Source organism: Prauserella sediminis (assembly GCF_014195435.1).
GTDB classification, from domain to species: domain Bacteria; phylum Actinomycetota; class Actinomycetes; order Mycobacteriales; family Pseudonocardiaceae; genus Prauserella; species Prauserella salsuginis.
On record NZ_JACIBS010000001.1, the window covers coordinates 2,025,291 to 2,046,208 of the forward strand.

General features: G+C 70.5%; 19 protein-coding genes. 6 read left to right on the forward strand and 13 right to left on the reverse strand.

Features of this window, described 5'->3' with window-relative positions; translation table 11 throughout:
* Positions 1–68: 68 nt before the first annotated feature.
* Complete coding sequence (locus FB384_RS09185; RefSeq protein ID WP_323985178.1) at positions 69–1,103, reverse strand: LacI family DNA-binding transcriptional regulator; 1,035 nt, start codon at positions 1,101–1,103, stop codon at positions 69–71.
* Positions 1,104–1,283: 180 nt separating this feature from the next.
* Here FB384_RS09185 and FB384_RS09190 point away from each other — a divergent pair, with 180 nt between their 5' ends.
* Positions 1,284–1,919, forward strand: a complete 636-nt coding sequence (locus FB384_RS09190; RefSeq protein ID WP_183781494.1) for a nucleoside/nucleotide kinase family protein — start codon at positions 1,284–1,286, stop codon at positions 1,917–1,919.
* 428 nt (positions 1,920–2,347) lie between these two features.
* Positions 2,348–4,174, forward strand: coding sequence for an ABC-F family ATP-binding cassette domain-containing protein (locus FB384_RS26820; RefSeq protein WP_407676072.1), 1,827 nt, complete (start codon positions 2,348–2,350; stop codon positions 4,172–4,174).
* Between the two features lie 157 nt (positions 4,175–4,331).
* On the opposite strand, the gene FB384_RS09205 is transcribed toward FB384_RS26820, so the two are convergent.
* The 3 genes from FB384_RS09205 to FB384_RS09215 all read right to left on the reverse strand — a co-directional run bounded on the left by FB384_RS09205 (position 4,332) and on the right by FB384_RS09215 (position 6,843).
* The gene (locus tag FB384_RS09205; RefSeq protein WP_372497741.1) at positions 4,332–5,000 is read right to left on the reverse strand and encodes a DedA family protein; all 669 of its coding nucleotides are present in this window, start codon (positions 4,998–5,000) and stop codon (positions 4,332–4,334) included.
* Positions 5,001–5,087: 87 nt separating this feature from the next.
* Positions 5,088–5,909, reverse strand: coding sequence for a YceI family protein (locus FB384_RS09210; RefSeq protein ID WP_183781497.1), 822 nt, complete (start codon positions 5,907–5,909; stop codon positions 5,088–5,090).
* Between the two features lie 367 nt (positions 5,910–6,276).
* Positions 6,277–6,843, reverse strand: a complete 567-nt coding sequence (locus FB384_RS09215) for a MarR family winged helix-turn-helix transcriptional regulator (RefSeq protein WP_221212679.1) — start codon at positions 6,841–6,843, stop codon at positions 6,277–6,279.
* A 222-nt stretch (positions 6,844–7,065) separates the two neighbouring features.
* Here FB384_RS09215 and FB384_RS09220 point away from each other — a divergent pair, with 222 nt between their 5' ends.
* Positions 7,066–8,469: an FAD-binding oxidoreductase gene (locus FB384_RS09220; RefSeq protein ID WP_183781500.1), complete on the forward strand. Its 1,404-nt coding sequence runs from the start codon at positions 7,066–7,068 to the stop codon at positions 8,467–8,469.
* Positions 8,470–8,635: 166 nt separating this feature from the next.
* Here the strand turns inward: FB384_RS09220 and FB384_RS09225 are convergent, their stop codons facing one another.
* The 3 genes from FB384_RS09225 to FB384_RS09235 all read right to left on the reverse strand — a co-directional run bounded on the left by FB384_RS09225 (position 8,636) and on the right by FB384_RS09235 (position 11,257).
* Positions 8,636–9,067, reverse strand: coding sequence for a hypothetical protein (locus FB384_RS09225; protein ID WP_183781504.1), 432 nt, complete (start codon positions 9,065–9,067; stop codon positions 8,636–8,638).
* Between the two features lie 65 nt (positions 9,068–9,132).
* Positions 9,133–10,302, reverse strand: coding sequence for an N-acetylglucosamine-6-phosphate deacetylase (gene nagA / locus FB384_RS09230; protein ID WP_258936789.1), 1,170 nt, complete (start codon positions 10,300–10,302; stop codon positions 9,133–9,135).
* Positions 10,303–10,543: 241 nt separating this feature from the next.
* Positions 10,544–11,257, reverse strand: a complete 714-nt coding sequence (locus tag FB384_RS09235; RefSeq protein ID WP_228725992.1) for an RNA polymerase sigma factor — start codon at positions 11,255–11,257, stop codon at positions 10,544–10,546.
* Between the two features lie 333 nt (positions 11,258–11,590).
* Between FB384_RS09235 and FB384_RS09240 the strand changes: the two genes are divergently transcribed.
* Positions 11,591–11,875, forward strand: coding sequence for a YciI family protein (locus tag FB384_RS09240; protein WP_183781507.1), 285 nt, complete (start codon positions 11,591–11,593; stop codon positions 11,873–11,875).
* 394 nt (positions 11,876–12,269) lie between these two features.
* Here FB384_RS09240 and FB384_RS09245 read toward each other — a convergent pair whose 3' ends face one another.
* The 6 genes from FB384_RS09245 to FB384_RS09270 all read right to left on the reverse strand — a co-directional run bounded on the left by FB384_RS09245 (position 12,270) and on the right by FB384_RS09270 (position 19,002).
* Positions 12,270–13,382 carry an NDMA-dependent alcohol dehydrogenase gene (locus FB384_RS09245; protein WP_183781525.1) on the reverse strand — a complete coding sequence of 371 codons (1,113 nt, stop codon included), beginning with the start codon at positions 13,380–13,382 and terminating at the stop codon, positions 12,270–12,272.
* A gap of 186 nt (positions 13,383–13,568) precedes the next feature.
* Positions 13,569–15,230, reverse strand: coding sequence for a sigma-54-dependent Fis family transcriptional regulator (locus tag FB384_RS09250; RefSeq protein WP_183781528.1), 1,662 nt, complete (start codon positions 15,228–15,230; stop codon positions 13,569–13,571).
* Positions 15,231–15,317: 87 nt separating this feature from the next.
* Entirely contained in the window at positions 15,318–16,271 is a 954-nt protein-coding gene (locus tag FB384_RS09255; RefSeq protein ID WP_323985179.1) for an esterase/lipase family protein, read from the reverse strand.
* Between the two features lie 102 nt (positions 16,272–16,373).
* Positions 16,374–16,898: a pyridoxamine 5'-phosphate oxidase family protein gene (locus FB384_RS09260; protein ID WP_183781531.1), complete on the reverse strand. Its 525-nt coding sequence runs from the start codon at positions 16,896–16,898 to the stop codon at positions 16,374–16,376.
* 191 nt (positions 16,899–17,089) lie between these two features.
* Positions 17,090–17,971 carry a short-chain dehydrogenase/reductase gene (locus tag FB384_RS09265; protein WP_183785228.1) on the reverse strand — a complete coding sequence of 294 codons (882 nt, stop codon included), beginning with the start codon at positions 17,969–17,971 and terminating at the stop codon, positions 17,090–17,092.
* Positions 17,972–18,060: 89 nt separating this feature from the next.
* Positions 18,061–19,002: an aldo/keto reductase gene (locus FB384_RS09270; RefSeq protein WP_183781534.1), complete on the reverse strand. Its 942-nt coding sequence runs from the start codon at positions 19,000–19,002 to the stop codon at positions 18,061–18,063.
* Positions 19,003–19,043: 41 nt separating this feature from the next.
* On the opposite strand from FB384_RS09270, the gene FB384_RS09275 reads away from it, so the two are divergent.
* Both FB384_RS09275 and FB384_RS09280 read left to right on the forward strand, forming a co-directional pair.
* Positions 19,044–19,874, forward strand: coding sequence for an LLM class F420-dependent oxidoreductase (locus FB384_RS09275; protein WP_183781537.1), 831 nt, complete (start codon positions 19,044–19,046; stop codon positions 19,872–19,874).
* A 145-nt stretch (positions 19,875–20,019) separates the two neighbouring features.
* Complete coding sequence (locus FB384_RS09280; RefSeq protein ID WP_228725993.1) at positions 20,020–20,865, forward strand: alpha/beta fold hydrolase; 846 nt, start codon at positions 20,020–20,022, stop codon at positions 20,863–20,865.
* Positions 20,866–20,918 lie beyond the last annotated feature (53 nt).

Here is a 20,918-nt window from a genome sequence, read left to right on the forward strand (position 1 = left end):
GGGCGGGCGCAACACGGCCCCTGGAATCCGCAACACGGGGCCCGGCACCGCCGCGACGGCCGGGCGTGTCAGCGAGCCGAGTTCTCCGGCGGGCAGCCGCAGGACGTCCGGTGGCGCCACGCCGGTGGCAGCCGCACCGTCTCCGGTTCGCGTTCCGGGTCTTTCAGGCGGGCGAGCAGCAGGCGCATCGCCTCGCTGCCCATGTCGGCCACGGGCTGGGCGATCGTCGTCAGCGGCGGATCGACGAGGTCGGCCCATTCCGGCTCGTCGAAGCACGCGAGGGCCAGGTCGGTGCCGATTCGCAGGCCGCGTCGCCGCGCCTCCACGACCACGCCCGCGGCCATCGCGTCGTCGGCGGCCAACACGGCCGTCGGCGGTTCCGGCAGCTCCAGCAGCGACGACAGTGCCGTGGCACCGCCGTCGCGGTTGCGATCGCCGGTCGCGACCAGTTCCGGGCTCCACGGCACGCGGGCCCTGCCGAGACCGAGGCGGTAGCCGAGGACGCGCTCGTCGCTGGTGACCTGGCCTTCCGGACCGCTGACCAGGCCGATCCGCCGGTGCGCCCGCGCGGCGACGTGCTCGGTGAGTGCCGACATGGCCTGGATGTTCTCGGGGCCGACCTGGTCGATGTCGCTGCGGGTGGTGAGCCGGTCGAGCAGCACGGTCGGCACGTCCGCGGCGAGCAGTTCGTCGACGACGTCGCGGTCGTCGGGTGCCGACACCAGCACGACACCCTCGATGCGGTGGGCCCGGAGGGCGCGGACGACCGAGCGCTCGGTCTCGGCGTCATCGTGGGTGTCGGAGAGCAGCACGGTGTATCCGGCCGCTGCCGCTTCGCGCTCGACGGCCTGCACGAGGGTGGCGACGTGGGGGCTGCCGCTGAGCGACACGGCCAGCCCTATCGTCTGCGTGCCGCCCGTGACCAGCGAACGAGCGATGACGTCACCCGTGTAGCCGGTCCGCTCGACAGCGGCGAGGACCGCCTCGCGGGTCGCGGGCGCCACGGCTCTCGTGCCGTTCACGACGTGTGACACGGTGGTGATCGACACTCCGGCCAGTTCGGCGATGTCGCGTTGGGTCGGCCGGCTCGGTCTCTTCGGCACGGGGACGACGGGCTCCTTCCCGATGGGCGGCAAGCGTTTGCGCGCTCGATTGCGCGGCACGATACCGCTGCCTACTGTCGATCCTGATCGACACCCGGTGCGGCGGTGGGGTGTGGCGACACGTTCGGCGGCGGGGTCGGCGAACCGGCGGTGCGGTGCACGGGTCATGATGGGAGCGAGATGACGACGTTTGATGATCTGCTGGCGCGCGCCGAGGCGCTCGCCGCATCCGGCGGCAGGCGTGTGCTGGGCATCGCGGGTTGCCCGGCGTCCGGCAAGACGACGTTGGCGTGGCGGCTGGCCGGTGCGCTCGGCAACCGCGCGAAGGTGGTCGGCATGGACGGCTTCCACCTCGCACAGGTGGAGCTCGCCCGGCTGGGCAACGCCGACCGCAAGGGTGCGCCCGACACGTTCGACGGTCCCGGGTACGCCCACCTGGTCCGCAGGCTGGCCGCGGGTGACGAGCGCGTGTACGCCCCTGAATTCCGCAGGGAGATCGAGGAGCCCATCGCGGGTGCGGTCGCCGTGCCCGAGGACGTGCCGCTCGTGATCACCGAGGGGAACTATCTGCTGCTCGACACCGAGCCGTGGGCGCAGCTGCGGCCACTGCTGGACGAGGCGTGGTTCCTGGAGCCGGACGAGAAGGTGCGCCTCGAACGACTCGTGTCGCGGCACCGCAAGTACGGCCGGTCGCTCGTCGAGGCGCAGCAGCGGGCCTGGGGATCGGACCAGCGCAACGCCGACCTGGTCGCGCCGAGCGCGGCCCGTGCCGACCTCGTCGTCAAGGACATGGAGCTGCCGACCTTCGCGGTGTGACCATCGGTCGACGCATTTGTCCACGACCTGTGGACAAATGCGGGTTATCCACAGGCCTGTCCACAGGTGGATTGCAGCTTGCGGGCAGCAACGTCGCCGGGCGAAAAATGCGTCGCCCGGCGCTGTGGACGTCGAGTAGCCTGGACAGCGGCCTGCTGCCGTTCTTGGGAGTCCGCGACATGCTGGGTGACGCCTGACAGCTCCGCGTTGATCGCGATCACCACTCGGCCGTCGAGCCACGTGGGGAGCATTCGGCTGATTCGCCACGGCCCACCCGTCGAATCGGCCCAGCTCCGATCCGGCTGATGCACTGCCCGTGCCGACTTCACCGCACGCGCTGACCGCACGGCCTGCGCCGATCCGCGGAGCCGCCACCGCCGGTGGCCGCCCGTCCGCGTCCGCGTCACTCGATTCCCGAGGTATCAGCCGTGTCCCACGTTTCTTCCGGTTCGCCGTTCACTCCCGGAGCGACCACACCGGGTTCGTCGCCGTCGATCGTCTGCTCACATCTGTCCTTCGCATGGCCCGACGACACCCCGGTGTTCGACGACCTGTCGTTGACCGTCGGGCCGGGTCGCACCGGCCTCGTCGCGCCGAACGGCGCGGGCAAGAGCACGCTCCTCGCACTCGTCGCCGGGCTGCACCGGCCGCGTTCCGGCACGATCACCGTCGACGGGGTGCTCGGCTATCTGCCGCAGACGCTGCCGTACCGCGGTGACCTGACGGTCGCCGACGTGCTGGGTGTCGCGCCCGTGCTCGCTGCGATCTCGGCCGTCGAAGCCGGTGACGTCGACGAACGCCACTTCACCGTCATCGGCAACGACTGGGACGTCGAGCAGCGGTCACGGGCGCAGCTCGACCGGCTCGGCCTCATCGGCGTCGAGCTGGCGCGGCCGCTGCACACGCTGTCGGGCGGTCAGATCACGGCGCTCGGACTCGCCGCAGAACTGCTCGCCGCCCCCGATGTACTGCTGCTCGACGAGCCGACGAACAACCTCGACGTCGACGCCCGGCATCGGCTCCACGACGTGCTGGACGACTGGTCGGGCTGTCTTGTCGTGGTCAGTCACGACCGCGCACTGCTCGACCGGATGGACCGCATCGCCGAGCTCGACGACGGCGAGATCCGATTCTTCGGCGGCGGGTACACCGCGTACGAGGAGGCGATCGACGTCGAGCAGCAGGCGGCCGAGCAGCGGATTCGCACCGCGAAACAGCAGGTCAAACGAGAGAAGCGGGAGATGCAGCAGGCCCGCGAGCGCGCGGACCGGCGGGCGAGCACCGGTTCGAGGAAGGCCGCAGAGGCGGGCCTGCCGAAGATCGTCGCCGGGGAGCTGAAACGCAAGGCACAGGTTTCGGCCGCCAAGAACGACGACGTGCACGGTTCCCGCCTCGCGCAGGCCCGCGCGCGCCTCGACGACGCTCAGCGCTCGCTGCGCGACGACGACACGATCATCGTCGACCTGCCGAAGACCAGCGTGCCCGCGGGGCGAACCGTGTTCCACGGCGACGGCATCCGCGTGCGCGACCTGTTCGACCCCGACCCAGCCCAGTTCGATCCAGCCCAGTTCGACCCTGCCCAGTTCGACCCTGCCCAGTTCGACCCTGCCGAGTTCGACCCTGCCGAGTTCGATCCCGGGCAGCCTGGTCCCGGGCACGGCGTCGGTGTCGAGGTGGACGGCGAGGCGGCCGGCGTCGACGTCCCCGAGCCCGGCCTGGACCTGTCGATCCGTGGACCGGAGCGGATCGCGCTGACCGGGCCGAACGGCTCCGGGAAGTCGACGTTGCTGCGCGTCATCAGCGGGGACGTCGAACCGGAGGCCGGCACCGTGCGGCGGCTCGACGGGCGGGTGGCGCAGCTGACGCAGCGACTCGACGTGCTGGACGCCGACCGGTCGGTGGCCGAGAACCTGGCGCTGTTCGCACCGTCGATGCCGCCGGTCGACCGGATGAACCTGCTCGCACGGTTCCTGTTCCGGGGTGACGGTGCGCAGCGGCCGGTGCATTCGCTGTCCGGTGGCGAGCTGCTGCGGGCCACGCTGGTGTGCACGTTGTTCGCCGAACCGGCGCCGCAGTTGCTGCTGCTCGACGAGCCGACGAACAACCTGGACCTCGTCAGCGTCGGTCAGTTGGAGAGTGCCCTGCGGTCGTATGAGGGCGCGCTCGTGGTCGTCAGCCACGACGAGCGCTTCCTGTCATCCGTCCGGCCGACGCGCCACCTCGAACTCCGTAACGGAGCGCTGCGCGAGCAGTAGGCGTTGAAGCCCCCAAGGGCACCTTTGGGCCCCTCACGCCAGCCCGACCACCGGGCACCCCTCACGGGCGCGCTGGCGCGTGGCTGGGTTCAACACGACCAAGGTGCCCTTGGGGCACACAGCTGTGGTCCGATCCGGGGGGGGGGGGGGCGACCGGTCAGGCGGGGTGCTCGACGTCCGCTGCGGGCTTGCGGGTCTCTTTGCGGTAGCGGACCACGCCGTAGACCGTGCTGGCGATGCAGAACAGGACGCTGATCCAGATCAGGCCCTCCGTCAGCCACGGCATGTGGGAGATCAGGCCCGCGCCGTAGAAACCGATGAGCACGAGTGTCGGCACCCAGATGATCGCGCCGACCGTGGTCGACGCCATGAACCGCCGCATCTCCATGCGCGCCGCGCCGGCCAGCATCGGCGCGACCGTCCGCACGTACGGGATCCACCGGGCCGCGACGATCGCGAGGAAGCCCCAGCGTTGGAGGAACTCGTGTGCCCGGTCGAGATTGCGCTGGTTGAGTACCTTGCCGTCCCGTCCCGAGATGAACCGCGTGCCGGTGCGGTCGCCGACGTAGTAGCCGACCCGGTTGCCCACGATGGCCGCCAGGAGACCTGCCACCGCCATCGCCCACACCTCGATGTCGCTCGCGTTGTCCTGCGCCAGGATGAGACCTGCGATGAACAACAGCGAGTCGCCGGGCAGGAACAAGCCCAGGATCAACGCGCACTCGATGAACACGAAGCTGAGCACGACGACCCACAGCAGCACCGGCCCGACCGTTGCGAGCCAATCCATGCCGAACCCGGCGCCCATCGCGTACGCACCACTCACAGCGACCCAGCGTACGTGCCCGCATCGGCGTATCACCCGCAAGTACCGAAATCAGTGGCTCGCGGTCCGGATCACCGACGCGGAATGTCACATCTCGGGGAGCTGTTCGCCCTGGACGAGCTGCAAGTCGATCTCCACCTTGACCGTCGTGCCGACCGCCGCGACACCCGCGCGCACCATCGCGTTGTAGTTGATCGCGAAGTCGTCGCGTCGCAGCTGCGTCTCGGCGTGGAACGCGGCGCGGGTGCCGCCCCACGGGTCGGGCCCGTATCCGCCGTAGGTCATCTCGAGCGTGACCGGCTTGCGTTCGCCGTGCAGGGTGAGCTCGCCCTCCATGGTCCACTCGGCCGAACCGCGCTGGACGAGACCGGTGCTGACGAAGTCGATCGTCGGGAATCCGGCGACGTCGAGGAACTCGGCCGAGCGCAGGTGGTCGTCGCGCATCTTGATGCCGGTGTCGATGGTGTCGGCGCTGATCTGGGCGTGCACGACGGACTGCTCGACCGGCCTGGCGATGTCCACCCGGCCCTGCACCTCGCCGAACCTGCCCCTGATGCTGGAAATGCCCAGGTGGCGAGCTGCGAACTGCACCGAGGAGTGCATCGGGTCGACCACCCACGGCCCCGTGGGCGGCAGTTCGATGGCGCCCTCCTCCAGTTCGAGGACGACCTCGCCGAGCTCGGCCCCGCCTGCGCTGCCGACCTGGGCCGTGCGGGCCACGGGCAGGTAGCCGGCCGCCGTGACGACGGCGGTGTAGACGCCGGGCTCGAGCAGGTCGGTGCCCAGCGTGCCCTGGGCGTCGGCGGTGGCGTGTGCGGCCTGCCGTCCGCTGAGGTCGGTGACGGTGAGGACGGCGTGCTCGATTCCCCAGCCGTCGGTCGTGCGAACGGTGGCGGACAGTCCGGGCATCAGAGGTGGGTTCCCTTCACTCGCGTGAGCACGTGTTCGTACCCCGGCCGGTCGTCGTGGGGTGGCTTCGCCTTCGCTCGGGCGGACGTCGTCGGTGAACTCGACGTCGTGCCGCGTCGCACCGCAGGCATGGGCGGCGTCGTCGGCGGTGTCGTGGATGTCGGCGTCGTCGCTGCCGGCGGGCGGAGCCGTCCGCCGCGGGCGGCGAGGGGGCGGACACCCGCGCCGACTGCGGTGAGTGAATGGCTGCCATCCGTTCGTGTGATGCTAGCGCTGATCATGACGACGCCGGAATCGGCCGGTGTCACCGACGGGGCCCGATTGCCACTCCCCGACGGGGTGGTGCGCGGGCGCCGGATCGCCCCGGTCACGCCTGGTTCCCCGGGGCGGCGTTCCCGCCCTCCGCGGCGCCGCGGGTGGTGTCGGCACCGGCTTCGGCCGACGCGGTCCCGTCGCCGGTGGTTTCGCTGAGGCCTTCCTGGAACTGCTCGATCTCGGCGTTGAGCCGATCGAGCAGGGTGGCGACGGCGACGCGGTCCTCCCGCGGCCACTCCTGGAGCATCGAGGCGATCCATCGCGCGCGCAGTTGCCGGTTCTCCTCGAACACGCGCAGGCCCTCGCCGGTCGGTGCGAGCAGCGTGGCCCGCCCGTCCTCGGGGTCGGCGGTGCGCTCCACCAGCCCGTGCTGCACGAGTGTGCTGCTCTGCCTGCTGACCGTGGAGATGTCCGAATGCAGTGCGTCGGCCAGCGCGGACGTGCGCTGCGGACCGTTGTTGACCAGGTAGAACAGGATCGCGTACGCGGCTCGCTCGATGCCGTCCGGGCCGATCTTGGACAGGTACGACTTCGTCTTGGCCATCGCCCGGTAGAACCGCACCAGTTGGCCGCCGAGTGCATCCGCGACGTCGAGGTCGTCCTGGGAGGGAACTGTCATGGGGTGATCTTTCGCCGCGGGGTCCGTACTGCCACGTCGCGCCGGCGGCCGCCTCGGATCGATCAGGACCGGGGACCCGGGGCACCGCCCGCCGTTTTATTTGACGTTTACAACTATCCTAGCTCAGTCGGAGGCGTTCGGGCAGATCCGACCGGACACCGACCGTTGTGAAGGACCGCACGTACTTACCGGTTCGGGTGAGGCCGGATTACGGTGCAGATCATGGCCAGTACCTCCCCGGCCGGCACCGCAGCCGGTCTCGTGGACCTGCTCACCGCGCGCCTCGGCACGTCCGGTGTGCTCACCGACCCCGACGTCATGGCGGCCTACTCGCGTGACCGCCTGCCACTGGCGCCCTCCGGCACCCCGCTCGCCGTCGCGCTGCCGTCGTCCACCGAGGAGGTGCAGGACGTCGTCCGCACATGCGCCGACGCGGGCGTGCCGGTCGTGCCACGCGGAGCGGGCAGCGGGCTGTGCGGCGGAGCCAACGCGCTCGATGGTTGTGTCGTGCTGGCGCTCACGCGCATGAACCGGATCGTCGAGGTAGACGCGGCCAACCGGGTCGCGGTCGTCGAGCCCGGTGTCATCAACGCCGATCTGCGGCAGGCCGTCTCGGCCCACGATCTGTTCTACCCGCCCGACCCCGCGAGCTACGACTTCTGCACTCTCGGCGGCAACCTCGCCACCAACGCGGGCGGCCTTTGCTGCGTGAAGTACGGCGTGACGAGCGATTCGGTGCTGGGTCTCGACGTGGTGCTCGCCGACGGCTCCCTGCTGCGGACCGGCAGGCGCACCGTCAAAGGCGTCGCGGGCTACGACCTGACGAAGCTGTTCGTCGGCAGCGAAGGCACGCTCGGCGTGATCACCCGGGCGACGTTGGCGCTGCGGCCGCTCCCGCAGGCGCCCGGCACCCTCGTCGCCTCGTTCCCCGACACCGCAGACGCCGGCACGGCCGTCACCAGGATCGTCGGCGAAGGTCTGGTGCCGTCGCTGATGGAGATCATGGACGCCACGACGGTGCGTGCCGTCGAACGGCACCTCGGCACCGACCTCGGCAGCGGCGACGGCGGCGGGACGCTGCTGCTGTGCCAGTCGGACGCGGGAGGCGAGGCGGCGTCCCGCGAACTGGCCGCGCTGGAACGCGTGTGCGACGAATCGGGTGCTGCGCTGGTGCACGCCACCACCGACCCCGCCGAGGGCGGCCTGCTGATGCAGGCGAGGCGCTCGGTGCATCCGGCGATCGAGAGCATGGGTGCTCAGCACATGATCGACGACGTGTGCGTCCCGCGGACCCGCATCGCCGAACTCATCGACGGCTGTGCGCGGATCTCCGAGGAGGTCGGCCTGCGCATCGTCGTCAACGGGCACGCGGGCGACGGCAACATGCACCCGACCGTGATCTACGACGGCGACGACGAGTTCGCTCGCGCGCGAACCGCGTTCGACGCGATCTGCGAACTCGGCCTGTCCCTCGGCGGCACGGTCAGCGGTGAACACGGCATCGGCAAGTTCAAGCAGGATCTGCTGGCCCGCGAACTCGGGCCCGTCGGCCTGCGCGTCCACCGCGACATCCGCAGGGCACTCGACCCGCACGGCGTCTTCAACCCCGGCTCGATGTTCGAGTGACGAATTGTGGCGACCTGCGTCACGGTGCGGGTGGCAGAACCTGCGGCGGTGCCAGCTGACGGCCCACGGCAAGTGACGCCGTCACTTCCGAAAGGCAGGTGAGGAACAGCTTCGCGCTGCGTCTTGTGTGGCGGCGCGGGTGCCTGCCGGCGCCGGGCGCTCGACGTCAGGCGATGGTGAGCAGGCCGATGACGCAGCCGCAGGCGAGGCCGAGGACTGCGGCGAGCAGGATGATCCAGGGCAGTGTCACCTGCAGGCCGCCGGTGTCGGCCCGGTGGTGACGGCCACCGGTGCGCGTGACGGCGGGCTGCGTGCCCGACCCCGCCGACGCCGACGCGGATTCCGGGGTGCTCGCGGGCTCGACGGCCTGCGCGGGCGGTTCGGTCTGGGCGTCGAGCGCGGCACGTTCGCGTTCGAGGGAACCTTCGCCCGCGCCGGACAGCAGGCCGTAACCGCCCGGGGTTTCGACTACGGGTGTCGGTCCGGCTGCTTCCTGGTGGTGGGCGGTGTGCTGCGGCGCCGGGTGCCCAGCGGGAGGCGCGTTGCGAGCCTGTGCCCGCAACGCCTCGGCCAGCAGGCGCTCGGGGTCGTCGCTCATCGCTGCCCAGCGTAATGCTGTCGGCCTTGGCGGGTCAGCCGGTGCTCGGACGGGTTGCGAGTGGGTCACCCGGTGGTGACCCACTGTCCCACATGCATCACTCGCTGTGTCCGGAGTTCGCCGTCGAGCACCACCAGATCGGCGCGCAGACCGGTGGCGAGACTGCCGACTTCGTGGTCGAGGCCGAGCGACCGCGCCGGCCGGGTGGCCGTGGCGTGGACCGCGTCGTCGATGCTCATGCCGACGTCGGCGACGACGTTGCGGAACGCCGTGTCCATCGTCAGCGTGCTGCCGGCGAGCGCACCGGACCCCGGGATCCTGGCGACGCCGTCACGCACCTCGACGTCGAGCGCGCCGAGGGTGTAGTCGCCGTCGGGGGCGCCGGTGGCGGACATCGCATCGGTGATCAGGGTCGTCCGGCCGGGGCCCGCGTGACCGGCGGCGAAGCGCACCACGTCGGGGTGCACGTGGATGAGGTCACAGATCAGCTCGACGGTGACCCGGTCGTCGTCGAGCAGGGTGCCGACGGCGCCGGGTTCGCGGTGGTGCAGCGGCCGCATCGCGTTGAACAGGTGGGTCGCGACGGTGGCACCCGCGTCGACCGCGGCGCGCAGCTGTTCGGAGCGGGCGTCGGTGTGGCCGAGCGCCGCGATCACGCCGTGCTCGGCGATCCGCCGCACCGCTTTGACCCCGCCCGGTAGTTCGGGGGCGAGCGTGATCATGCGGACCGGGCCTGCGTCGAGCAGCGCCGACACGGACTCACCGTCGGGTTCGCGCAGCGCGGTCGGATCGTGCGCGCCGCAGCGAGCCTCGGCGAGGAACGGGCCCTCGAGGTGCACTCCCGCCAACAGGCCGTCGGTGACCAACTCTGCGAGCGCGGCGACCTGGCTCGTCAGCGTGGGGACCGGCTGGCTGACCAGGCTCGCAAGCATCGTCGTCGTGCCGTGGCGGAGGTGTGCGGCCACGGCGCGGGCCGCGTCGGCGGGATCGGTCGTCGAGAACGACGCGCCGCCGCCGCCGTGGCAGTGGGTGTCGACGAAACCCGGGACGACGAGGCGGCCGCCGACGTCGACGTGCTCGCGGGCCGCAGGCGCGGTTCCGGTGCCCGTCGCGGTGATGCGTTCCCCCGTGATCGCGACCCAGCCGTCGTCGGCCACTCCGCCGGGAAAGGCGAACCGGCCTCCGGAGAGGACGAGGTCCGGAGGTTCGGACGTGTGGTCGTCGGGAATGCTCACGTCGCCATCCTATTGGTCCAGACCAGCAGCGAGCGACTGACCAGCAAGGTGTCATGTGGCGAACACGGGACGTGTCCGTGAACGAGGCTTCCCGCGCGTGGCGGATCCGAACCGGAAACGCTCGCTGTGGGCGAAATGCGAACAGTGGAAAGGGGCAGCGGCTGCTGCCGCTTCCGCGGCGCGGCGTACGGCGGTTGCAGGGTGCCGCGAACCGGCCGGCGAGGTCCGTCCGGAACGCCGCTCAGCGTTTCGAATCGGGCATCGTGCGCTGCAGCGCCTCGAGCGCCCGGCTGGCCGTCGACTTGACCGTGCCCTTCGATATGCCTGTGGCCTCGGAGATCTCCGCTTCCGACAGGCCGCCGTAGTAGCGCAGCACCAATACCTCACGCTGCCGCGGCGGAAGGTTCGACAATGCCTTCACCACGGCCTGGTGCTCGGTCGACAGCATCGCCAGGCTCTCCGCCGACCGAGCGTTGACCGCATGCGGCGGCACGTACTCACGCGCCGTCTTGCGCCTGCGCAGCACACTGCGCGACCCGTTGACGACCGCCGCGCGCAGATAACCGACCGCGGCCGCCGCGTCGCGCAGCTTCGCCCAGTTGCGATGCAGCCCGGTGAACGCCTCCTGTACGACGTCCTCGGCCGTGGCGGGCTCGTCCACCAGCAGGATCGCCAGCCGGACGAGCCGCATGCGGTGCTGGCGGTAGAGGTCCTCCAGCGTCAGCGGGCCCTGCGACGGCGCGTCGGCGGCCTCCTCGACGGGCGCGTCGAGAGTGCGCAGGTGCCGGAGTGTCTGCTCGACGGCGTTCGTCGCCCCGCCCTCGCGGGGTGCACTGTCGTTGCCGGGCGCGCCGCCATGGCCGGCCGCACCGCCGTGACCGGCCGCGTTGCCGTGACCGGCCGCGCCGCCGTCGGCGGCACCGCCGGCTGCTGCGCCGCGCTCGGCATTGTTCATCGAACCGTCCTTCGGTGCCGGGGATCTCACCGCGTGATCAGCGTATCGGGTCGGTGGGTGCCCGACCCAGGATTCCCGCCAAGGTGACGTCCCCGACGTGAGCCGCTGCCGCCGGGACGGTGTTCGTTCGTCCCTGTCGCCCGCATCGTCCGTTCCGCGCGGCTGGGCCTGCCCCTCGCCGGAGCGCCGCCCCTCATCGACGCGCTCCGCGCGAAAGGGCCGACCCCTCGCCCGGCCGCGGCCCCTCACTGCCGCCCTCCGCGCGGCGGGGCCTGCCCCTCGCCCGACCGCAGCCCCTCATCGACGCGCTCCGCGCGACCGTATCTTCGGGGGATGACTTGGTATGTGGTTCAGACGCGGTACGACGGTGACAAGTACGTGGAGGTGCGGCCTCGGCACCGGGAGTACCTCGCCGACCTCTCCGAGCGCGGCATCGTGGCGCTGGCCGGGCCGCTCGACGACAACGTCGGAGGCATGATCGTCATGCAGGCCGCCGACCGGGACGAGCTCCAGGCACTGCTCGACGCCGACCCGTACCACCTGGAGGGCGCCTTGGCGGAACGCACGATCCGCGAGTGGAAGCCCGTCCTCGGAGCGTGGCTGCCGTCCTCGGAGTAGCCCACGTGGGTGCCACTCGAGTGCCCCAGGGCACCTTCGGGGCATTGTTTCGGCGCTGCCGCGCGGGGCGCGGAGGGCGACCGCAGCGCCCGCACCGCCCGGACAACCCGGACAACACGGCCGCGCGGGCGACAGCAGCCGAACGGGTCGTCCGCAGTGCCCCGCAATCCTCAGTGCCCGGCAGTCCGCAGTGCCCGGCAGTCCGCGGTGCCCGGCAGTCCGCGGTGCCCGGCAGTCCGCGGTGCCCGGCAGTCCGCGGTGCCCGGCAGTCCGCGGTATTCGGAACACCGACGCGCCCACGGACGCGACCGTGGGTGTCGTCACGCGGCACCCACGGTCGTCGGATGGAAGGGCGTGGGCGCTCACGTGATCGCGAACGCCCACGCCCGGCTTGTCAGGCGTCGTGGACGATGACGCCTCGGATGTTCTTGCCGTCGCGCAGGTCCTGGTAGCCCTCGTTGACCTGGTCGAGCGTGTACTTCGTGGTGACGAGCTCGTCGAGCTTCAGGTGGCCCTGGTCGTAGAGGCGCAGCAGGCGCACGATGTCGTACTGCGGGTTGGCCGACCCGAACAGCGTGCCCTTGATCGTCTTCTCGAACAGCGTCAGTACACCGCCCGAGACGTGCACAGTCAGCTTCTCCGGGTTCGCCAGACCGGTGACGACGACGGTGCCGCCCTTGCCGACGACGTCGAACGCCGAGCTGACCACCGCCTCGTCGACGGTGCCGACACAGATCAGTGCCTGATCGGCCATCTGGCCCCACGTGAGCTCGGTGACCTTCTCCGCAGCCTCCTCGGCGGTCGCGAACGCGTGCGTCGCACCGAGCTTCAGCGCCGATTCACGCTTGAACGCCACCGGGTCGACGGCGATCACGTTGGCCGCACCCGCGTGCGCCGCGCCCTGCACGGCGTTGATGCCGATGCCGCCGACGCCGTAGATCACAGCCGTGTCGCCCGCGCGTACGCCGCCGCTGTAGTTGGCGGTCGCCCAGCCGGTGGGCACCCCGCAGCCGACCAGCACGGCCGTCTCCAGCGGCAGCCAGTCGTCCACCTTCACGACGGAGTGCTGCGAGATCGTCGCGCGTTCGGAGAACGTGCCGAGCATGCACATGGCGCCGATGTCGTCGCCGTTTCCGTGGAAGCGGAAACTGCCGTCGGGCATGTGCCCTTCCAGGATCGTGGCACCCATGTCGCACAGGTTCTGCCTGCCCGTCGAGCAGTAGCGGCACGTGCCGCAGTTGGGGATGAAGCTGCACACGACGTGGTCGCCGGGGGCCACCTTCGTGACGCCGGGGCCGACCTCCTCGATGATGCCCGCACCTTCGTGTCCGCCGACGATCGGGAACCGCGGAACCAGATCGTTGTCGATGAGGTGCAGATCCGAGTGGCACAACCCGGCCGACGTGTACTTGATCAGCACTTCGCCGGGGCCTGGGCCGTCCAGGTCGAGTTCCATGATCTCGAACGGTTTACCGGCACCGAACAGAACCGCTGCCTTCGTTTTCACGGTGACTCCTCATTGCTCCGTTGCAATCTCGGCCTGACAGTGATTGTCGGCCGGTCGCAACGAGCGCGGGTGTGCAGCTTTTGCACAGCAGGGCGCGCGACGCCGCGACCCGGGGCGCGAAACGGCACGCCCGAGTACTCCGGCACGTGGCGTTCCGGAGCAGGTGGCCGTGCGTCGGGTGGGCGATCAGGCGGTGGTGATGTGGAGCGTGCGGAGGCGGTTGTACAGCGTGGAACGGCTGATCCCGAGATCGCGGGCAGCCTTCACCTTGTTGCCTCCGACGGCGGCGAGTGCGCGGGTGATCGCCTCGTACTCGGCCTGCTGCCATCCGGACAGTGCGGGTGCGGTGGTCGTCACCGGGCACAGCGGTGCGAGGTCGCGCGCCGTGACGTCGCCGGCCGAGCGCCCCTCGGTGACGTCGGTCAGCACGGTCTCCAGTTCCCGCAGGTTCCCCGGCCACGGTTGCGCCGCGAGGAGCTCCAGCGCACCGGCCGTGAGCCGCGGGGTTCCGTCGGGGTGCACGCCGGCCAGGATCGCCCTGGCCAACGTCGGTATGTCGCCGCGGCGTGCCCGCAGCGGTGGCAGCTCGACCCGCCGGTGCACGCGCGCGAGCAGTTCGGCGTCCACCTCACCGGTTTCGGTACCGCCCGCACGTGCCGTGTCGCACTGGCGTGCGGTGAACGCGAACCACGCGGACGTCGTGTCGAGCAGCCTGGCCAGCCTGCTCACGGCCAGTGGCGGCAACAGGTGGACGTCCCGCACCACGACGAGCCCCTGGTGGGTCGCCGCGAGCCGGTCGAGCCGCGCCGCCCATTCGGCTTCGCCGACCGGCGCGACATCACCGGCGTCGGCGCGCGCGACCGGCTGCGACCCGGCCAGCGTCGCCGTCGCCGCGTCCCGACCGGTGCCGGGCTCGCCCGTGATCAGCACCCGGCGCCGGGCCGCGGCGCTGCGGCGGAGACGGTCCTCGACGTCGGCGGGCACCACGCTCTCCGGCGAGCGCCTGCGGGTCGCCGCCGAGTACGCGGGTCGCAGCGGCGCCAGTTCGAACAGCATCCCCGCGTTGACCGACACCGCCTCCATGCGCACCTCGACCTCGGTGCCCGACGACAGCCGCACCCGCCGCACTCCGCGCCGCGTACGTGACAGTTCACGCAGCATCGGGTGGTCGGCCGGATCGACGAGGTCCACCGCCGCGCTGTTGGCCAGCACGACGTCCTCCCCGAGCGCGAGCACCGCCGACGACCGGTGCTGCGCCGCCTGGAACGCCGCCAGTAACCGTTGCTGAGCCAGATTCGACCCGTCGAGCAGTCGCCGTTCGATGTCGGTCACGGCCTGCAGCAGGAACGGCGCCAACAGCGGATTCGCGTCCTCGACCAGGCCCGTGATGTCGAGGACGCCCTCGAGCCTGCCGGTCGCCGGGTTGGTGATCGGATGGCCGTAGCAGGTGAACGGCTTGAGCGCGTCGAGGAAGTGTTCGTCGCCGTGGACGGCCACCCCGCGCCGCAACTCGTGCGGCGTGGCCAGCGAGTTCGTGCCGCTGATCTCTTCGGAGAACCGGCAGCCGGGCACGGCGCTGACGGCGTCGAGTGCGCGTTCGAGGGTCTTGTCGCCGTAGCGGCGGGCGACGATGCGACAGTCGCGGTCGGCGAGCAGCACCGACAGTCGCGTGTCCTGCAGGTGCCGCGAGATCTCGGTCAGCACCGGGTCGGCGGCGCGCAGCAGGCGACTGCGGGTGTCGATGTCGGCGACATCGGCGCCCGCGAGCCGGTCGGCCGGACTGTCGGGCTTCAACCCGGACAGTTCGGCACGACGCCAGGATTGGGCGATCTCGGCTCGTAGCGTCACCGGGCACTCCTCGTCGAGTGGTTCCGGTGCTCATCATCGCAGCTCGGAGCTGGTGGATGCAGCCCCGCGAATGGGTCAACGGCCGGGTCAGGAGACCACGGGCGGTACGAACCGGCAGCGGGGCGGGGCCGCGTCGGCAGGATCGAGCGCGTTCAGCACCAGCTGGGCCGCGATCGGGTCGTAGGTGATGCCCAGGTGGTCGGTCTTGTCGGCCGGGCAGACGTCCTGGAGCAGGATGTTCTCCACGTTCGGAGCCGGCTCGAGGAACGCGTTCCGGTACGGGGTGACCACCTCGTCGTACTTCGTCTGGATCACCGTGTACTCCACTCCGGGGACGGTGTCGCCGCCGGCGTTCAACTCGGCGAGGAAGTCGGAGTGCTCCTCCTGGTCGTTGAACGCGGGGAAGCCCGCGCCGACCAGATCGCGCAGTGGCGGCACCTGCTGCACGAGGGTGAGCAGCCCGAACAGGTCGGTGCCGTAGTTCGACGGTGACAGGCCGATCAGCCGGTCGATCTTCGCCTCGCCGCCCAGGTTCTTGATCCAGTAGCGGGGATTCATCCCACCTTGGGAATGGCCGACGACGTCGAGCTGCTCCGCGCCGGTCGCGGCGAGCACGCGGTCGCCGAACTCCGCGAGTTCGGTGGCCGTCTCCGCGACGGGTGCGACGGTCTGGACCGGACTGCCCTCCGCGCCGCCGAGGTTCGCACTGAACACGCAGTACCCGGCGTCGGCCAGCTTGCCGGACAGTCCCGCCCAGTCCGCGTACGAGTTGACGAGCGTGCCGTTGGACAACAGCACCGGATTGGGGTGTTCGGGACTCGGCTCGCAACCCCAGTCGTTGGTGTGCGGCGGCATCACCGTGGGCCGGGCCGCCGAGTACGCCAGCGCGGTGAGGATGTTCGGCTGGGGCGGGCCGGTCGGCTCCCGCTCCGAGGCGTGCGCCTGCGTGCCGAGTCCGACGACCATGCCGATCGCAGCGGCGACCGCGCCGATCCGTCGCAGTCGTGTGCCGAGGCCCATGCCGACTCCCCTGTTCGTCACCGTTGACGTGCGGGAGCGTATTCGATCGTCGAACCGCGGCGGCCCAGTACACGCCGCCCTAATACGTGATGCCTAAGTACGCGGCGCTTCAGTAGACGCCCCTCAGTACGCGCCGCCCAGCTTCGTGTGGTCCCAGCTGACGATCTTCGTGGGCGTGAAGACGAGCCCCACGCGTTTCGGCGCCTGCTGTGAGATGCCGGCCTTGAGCTCATCGGGCGGCTCGCCCTCGAGGCCCGCGTAGCGCATCGCGAGGGCGGTGCCGATCTCCGCGGTTTCGCCGGCGTCCTCGACGAACGCCACGTCGCACTCCATCGACACCCCGCGGAGCTGTTCGTAGGACTCGCCCGATTCGATCAGCACCGTGGCCTGTGGCAGGCGCTGCAGGTTCGCGATCTTCTGCGACTTGCGGTACGTCCACGTCACGAGCGCGGGCACCCCGTCGTTCTCCCCTGAATCGCGCGTCCCGGAGTCGCGCACCCCGGAATCGCTGTCGCGCGGGAAGTACCACAGCGGCGCCAGGTGTGGCCTGCCGTTCGGGTTCATCGTGGCGACGTTGATGACGCGCTGCTCGGCGAAGTACGCGCGCACCTCGTCGTCGGACATGCGGATCTGATCGCGGCGGGACAACGGTGGCCTCCAGCTGTGGGCGCAGTTCTGGTGAGCCCCCAGGGGCACCCTGGTGGCGTTCAGTGCGACGAATCCTCCCCCGATCATGAAGCCGTCGTGATGGGGCGTACGTCACTCACCGCGTGGCGCGAGGGGAAGATTCGGCGCGTTGAGTGCACCCAAGGTGCCCTTGGGGGCACTCACCGGCGTCGCTACTTGATGGCGGCCCTGCCTCCGTGGCCGTTGAGGGCGGACTCGCGGGAGCCGCGCTTGGCGATGTCCTCGAGGGCGGCCTCATCGGCCTTCGCCACGCCCTGGAAACGCGAACCGAACTCGATGATCGGCGGGAGAACGGCGCGGATCAGCTTCATCGCTCCGACCCACTTGGGCACGTGGATGACCCGCTCCCGCTTGCGGATTCCCTCGGTGAGCTGGTCGAGCGCCAGGTCGAGCGGGTACGTCTTGCCCATCAGGCCGGGCATGCCGGTGCGGAGCTTGCCGAACACCGGGTGCGAGTCGGCGCTGTCGACGAGATCGGTCTTGATCCACGTCGGGTGCGCCACGCCGACCCTCACGCCCAGGTGCTGCAGCTCCGCGCGCAGGCTGTTGCAGAACGCCTCGACGCCCGCCTTGGCCGCGGCGTAGTTCGACAGGCCGGGCGCGTGCGCGACGGCTGCGAACGACGAGATCGCGAGGAGATAGCCCTTGCGGTCGATGACGTGCGGCATCGTGACGCGGAACGTGCGCCACACCCCGAGCAGGTCGACCTCGAAGACCTTCTCGTAGGCGTCACGGTCGATCGAGCGGGCGAAGCCCGTGGTGGCGATGCCCGCGTTGGCGATCACGATGTCGATGCCGCCGAAGTGCTCGACGATGTCGGCCGTGGCCCGTTCGAGGGCGTCCCAACTGGTGACGTCGGCCTCCCAGGAGCGCGCGTTCGGCCCGATGCGCTCGGCGACCTTGGCCTGCTCGTCGGCCTCGAGTCCGACGAGCGCGACCTTGGCGCCGTCGGCGGCCAGGCGTTCGGCCAGGCCTGCGCCGATGCCGCGGGCCGCGCCCGTGATCAGCACGACCTTGTTCTTCACGTTCTTCAGGTTGTCGCCCTTGCCGCCGGACAGGAACGTCACTGTTGCCTCCTCGGTGCTCGTCGTCGCCGACGGTACCGCAACTTACTCGTAGTAGGCTACTGCTCGGTAGGGGGAGCTGTGGTGGCGCTGATCGCACGCACCTCGTCGGCGGTCAGCTCCAGGCGTGTCGAGGCGAGCAGGTCGTCGAGCTGGCGCCGGTTGCGGGCGCTGGCGATGGGCGCGGCGACGGTGGGGCGGGATGCCAGCCACGCGAGCGACACCGCGGTGACCGACGTGCCGTGAGCCGCCGCCACCTCGTCCAGTACCGCCAGTGCTCGCCTGCCCCGCTCGTCCAGATAGGAACGGGCACCCGCTGCGCGTGGACTGTCCACAGTGTCGCCGCCGTCGCGATACTTGCCCGTGAGGAAACCCTTGGCCAGGCCGAAATACGGCAGGGTCGACAGGTTCTCGCGTTCGGCGAGCGGCGCGAGCTCGCGTTCGTAGTCGCGCTCCATGAGGTTGTAGTGCGGCTGCAGGGCTACGTACCGCGCGAATCCGTTCGAGTCCGCGATGGACAGTGCTTCGGCCAGCCGTGGTGCGGAATAGTTCGACGCCCCGAGATACCGCACCTTCCCCTCGCGTACCAGCGCGTCCAGTGCACCGAGCGTCTCGGCGAGCGGCACCTCGGGGTCGTCGAAGTGGGTGTAGTACAGGTCGATGTGGTCGGTCCGCAGTCGCCGCAGCGAATCCTCGGCCGCGGCCTTGATGTTCTCGGCCGACAGACCGGGCCGCCGGTCCCACTTGCCGACCTTGGTGGCGATGACCATTTCGTCCCGGTTGCCCCGCGCGGCCATCCAGTTCCCGATGACCGTCTCCGACTCGCCGCCGGTGTTGCCCGGCGCGCGGAACATGTACATGTCCGCCGTGTCGATGAAGTTGCCGCCCGCCGCGTTGTAGGCGTCGAGCACGTCGAACGACTCGTCCTCGGTGGCCGTCCAGCCGAAGGTGTTACCTCCGAGGTTCAGGGGGAAAACGTTCAGTTCAGCGATGGTGGGCATACCGGGGAACATACGGCCGGACGTTGAGCGTTGCCACGGACATGGCAGTGAATCTTGGCAAGTACGGAATCTGGTGCTGGTGGAACGGCGTCGACGAGGAGCTCGCGGTCGAGATCGAGAAGCTCGGCTACGGCGCGATCTGGCTGGGCGGTAACCCGCCCGGCGACCTCGCGCACATCGAGAAGCTGCTCGACGCGACGTCGTCGATCACGGTCGCGACCGGCATCGTCAACATGTGGACCGACGACGCCCCGACGGTGGGCGCCTCCTACCTGCGGATCGCCGCCAACCACCCGGACCGGTTCCTGCTCGGGGTCGGAGTCGGCCACCCCGAGGCGCAGCAGGAGTACCAGAAGCCGTACGACAAGATCGTTTCCTACCTCGACCAGCTCGACGAGGTCGGCGTTCCCGCTGAGGGCAGGGCGCTCGCGGCGCTGGGGCCGAAGGTGTTGAAGCTGTCGGCGCAGCGCGCCCTCGGCGCGCACCCCTACCTGACCACTCCCGAGCACACCCGTGAGGCGCGGGAGCAGCTCGGCCGTGGCGTGCTGCTCGCACCGGAGCAGAAGGTCGTGCTCGACACCGACGCCGAGCGTGCGCGCGCCACCGCGCGGCCGCCGATCAACAACCCGTATCTCGGCCTCGTCAACTACCGGAACAACCTCAAGCGCCTCGGCTGGTCCGAATCGGACATCGACGACGGCGGCAGTGACGCGCTCATCGACCGGCTCGGTCTGCACGGCGACGCGGCCACCGTCGCGGCGGGCGTCAAGAAGCACATCGAGGCAGGTGCGGACCACGTCAGCATCCAGGCGCTGCCCATGAAAGCCGATCCGCTGCCCACCTACCGGGCGCTCGCCGAGCACCTGCTGTAACGGCTGAGCCCTGCGTCGACGGCGGGAGCGGCTCGGCCACCGCTCGGAGTCGCTCCCGCCGCCGTCGCGGGCGCCGGGATCGTCGCCGATCGGCGGAGTGCGCGCGCCCGCGCCACGCGGTTGGATGATCCCTGTGGAAGCAGGTATGGCAACCGTGAACGGCATCCGGATGCACTACCGGCGCGCGGGTGACGGGCCACCTGTCGTGCTGCTGCACGGCTGGCCGCAGACCTGGTTCTGCTGGCGCAACGTCATCGAGTCGCTGGCGAAACGGCACACGGTGATCGCACCGGACCTGCGGGGCTACGGCCGCACCGACAAACCTCTCGGTGGCTACGACAAGCGCACCATGGCCGGCGACGTGTCCGAGCTCGTTTCGGGCCTCGGCTTCGACCGCGTGGCGGTGGCCGGACACGACCGCGGCGGGCGCGTCGCGCACCGGTGGGCCCTCGACCGACCCGACCAGGTCGAGCGGCTCGCGGTGCTCGACATCATCCCGACGCGTGAGATGTGGAAACGGCTCGACGCCGACGTCGGGCGCGGGTACTGGCACTGGCTGTTCCACCTGCAGCCCGATCTGCCCGAGCGGCTTGCCGGACAGGATGTCGCCGGGTATCTCGGCTACTTCTTCGAACGCTGGACGTATCGGAGGGACGTGTTCACTTCGGAGGTGGTCGACGAGTACGTGCGCGCGTTCTCGGCGCCCGGTGCGCTGCGGGCGGGATTCGACGACTACCGGGCCTCGTTCCCCGACGACGCGGAGCACGACGACGCCGACGCCGAAGCCGGACACAGGCTCACCATGCCCGTGCTGGCCATGTGGGGATCGGCGGGGCTGCTCGGTTCACTGCCGAGCGCGGACATCTGGCGCGGGTACGCCGACCACCTGACGGCGGCGGAGATCTCGGAATGCGGCCATTTCCTGCCGGAAGAACAACCGGACGTCGTCGCCGGTCAGCTTCGTGACTTCTTCGCAGCCGCCGAGTCGTGAGGCGGCCGAGGGCGTCCACCGTGATCCCGAACTCCAGCGGGACGGCCGCCGAG

Excerpts from the sequence above, each read along its gene's own strand:
- FB384_RS09190 (WP_183781494.1), top strand. The coding sequence starts at position 1,284 with ATGACGACGTTTGATGATCTGCTGGCGCGCGCCGAGGCGCTCGCCGCA.
- FB384_RS09210 (WP_183781497.1), bottom strand. The coding sequence starts at position 5,909 with ATGCCCGGACTGTCCGCCACCGTTCGCACGACCGACGGCTGGGGAATC.
- FB384_RS09215 (WP_221212679.1), bottom strand. The coding sequence starts at position 6,843 with ATGACAGTTCCCTCCCAGGACGACCTCGACGTCGCGGATGCACTCGGC.
- FB384_RS09220 (WP_183781500.1), top strand. The coding sequence starts at position 7,066 with ATGGCCAGTACCTCCCCGGCCGGCACCGCAGCCGGTCTCGTGGACCTG.
- FB384_RS09225 (WP_183781504.1), bottom strand. The coding sequence starts at position 9,067 with ATGAGCGACGACCCCGAGCGCCTGCTGGCCGAGGCGTTGCGGGCACAG.
- FB384_RS09235 (WP_228725992.1), bottom strand. The coding sequence starts at position 11,257 with ATGAACAATGCCGAGCGCGGCGCAGCAGCCGGCGGTGCCGCCGACGGC.
- FB384_RS09240 (WP_183781507.1), top strand. The coding sequence starts at position 11,591 with ATGACTTGGTATGTGGTTCAGACGCGGTACGACGGTGACAAGTACGTG.
- FB384_RS09270 (WP_183781534.1), bottom strand. The coding sequence starts at position 19,002 with ATGCCCACCATCGCTGAACTGAACGTTTTCCCCCTGAACCTCGGAGGT.
- FB384_RS09275 (WP_183781537.1), top strand. The coding sequence starts at position 19,044 with ATGGCAGTGAATCTTGGCAAGTACGGAATCTGGTGCTGGTGGAACGGC.
- FB384_RS09280 (WP_228725993.1), top strand. The coding sequence starts at position 20,020 with ATGGCAACCGTGAACGGCATCCGGATGCACTACCGGCGCGCGGGTGAC.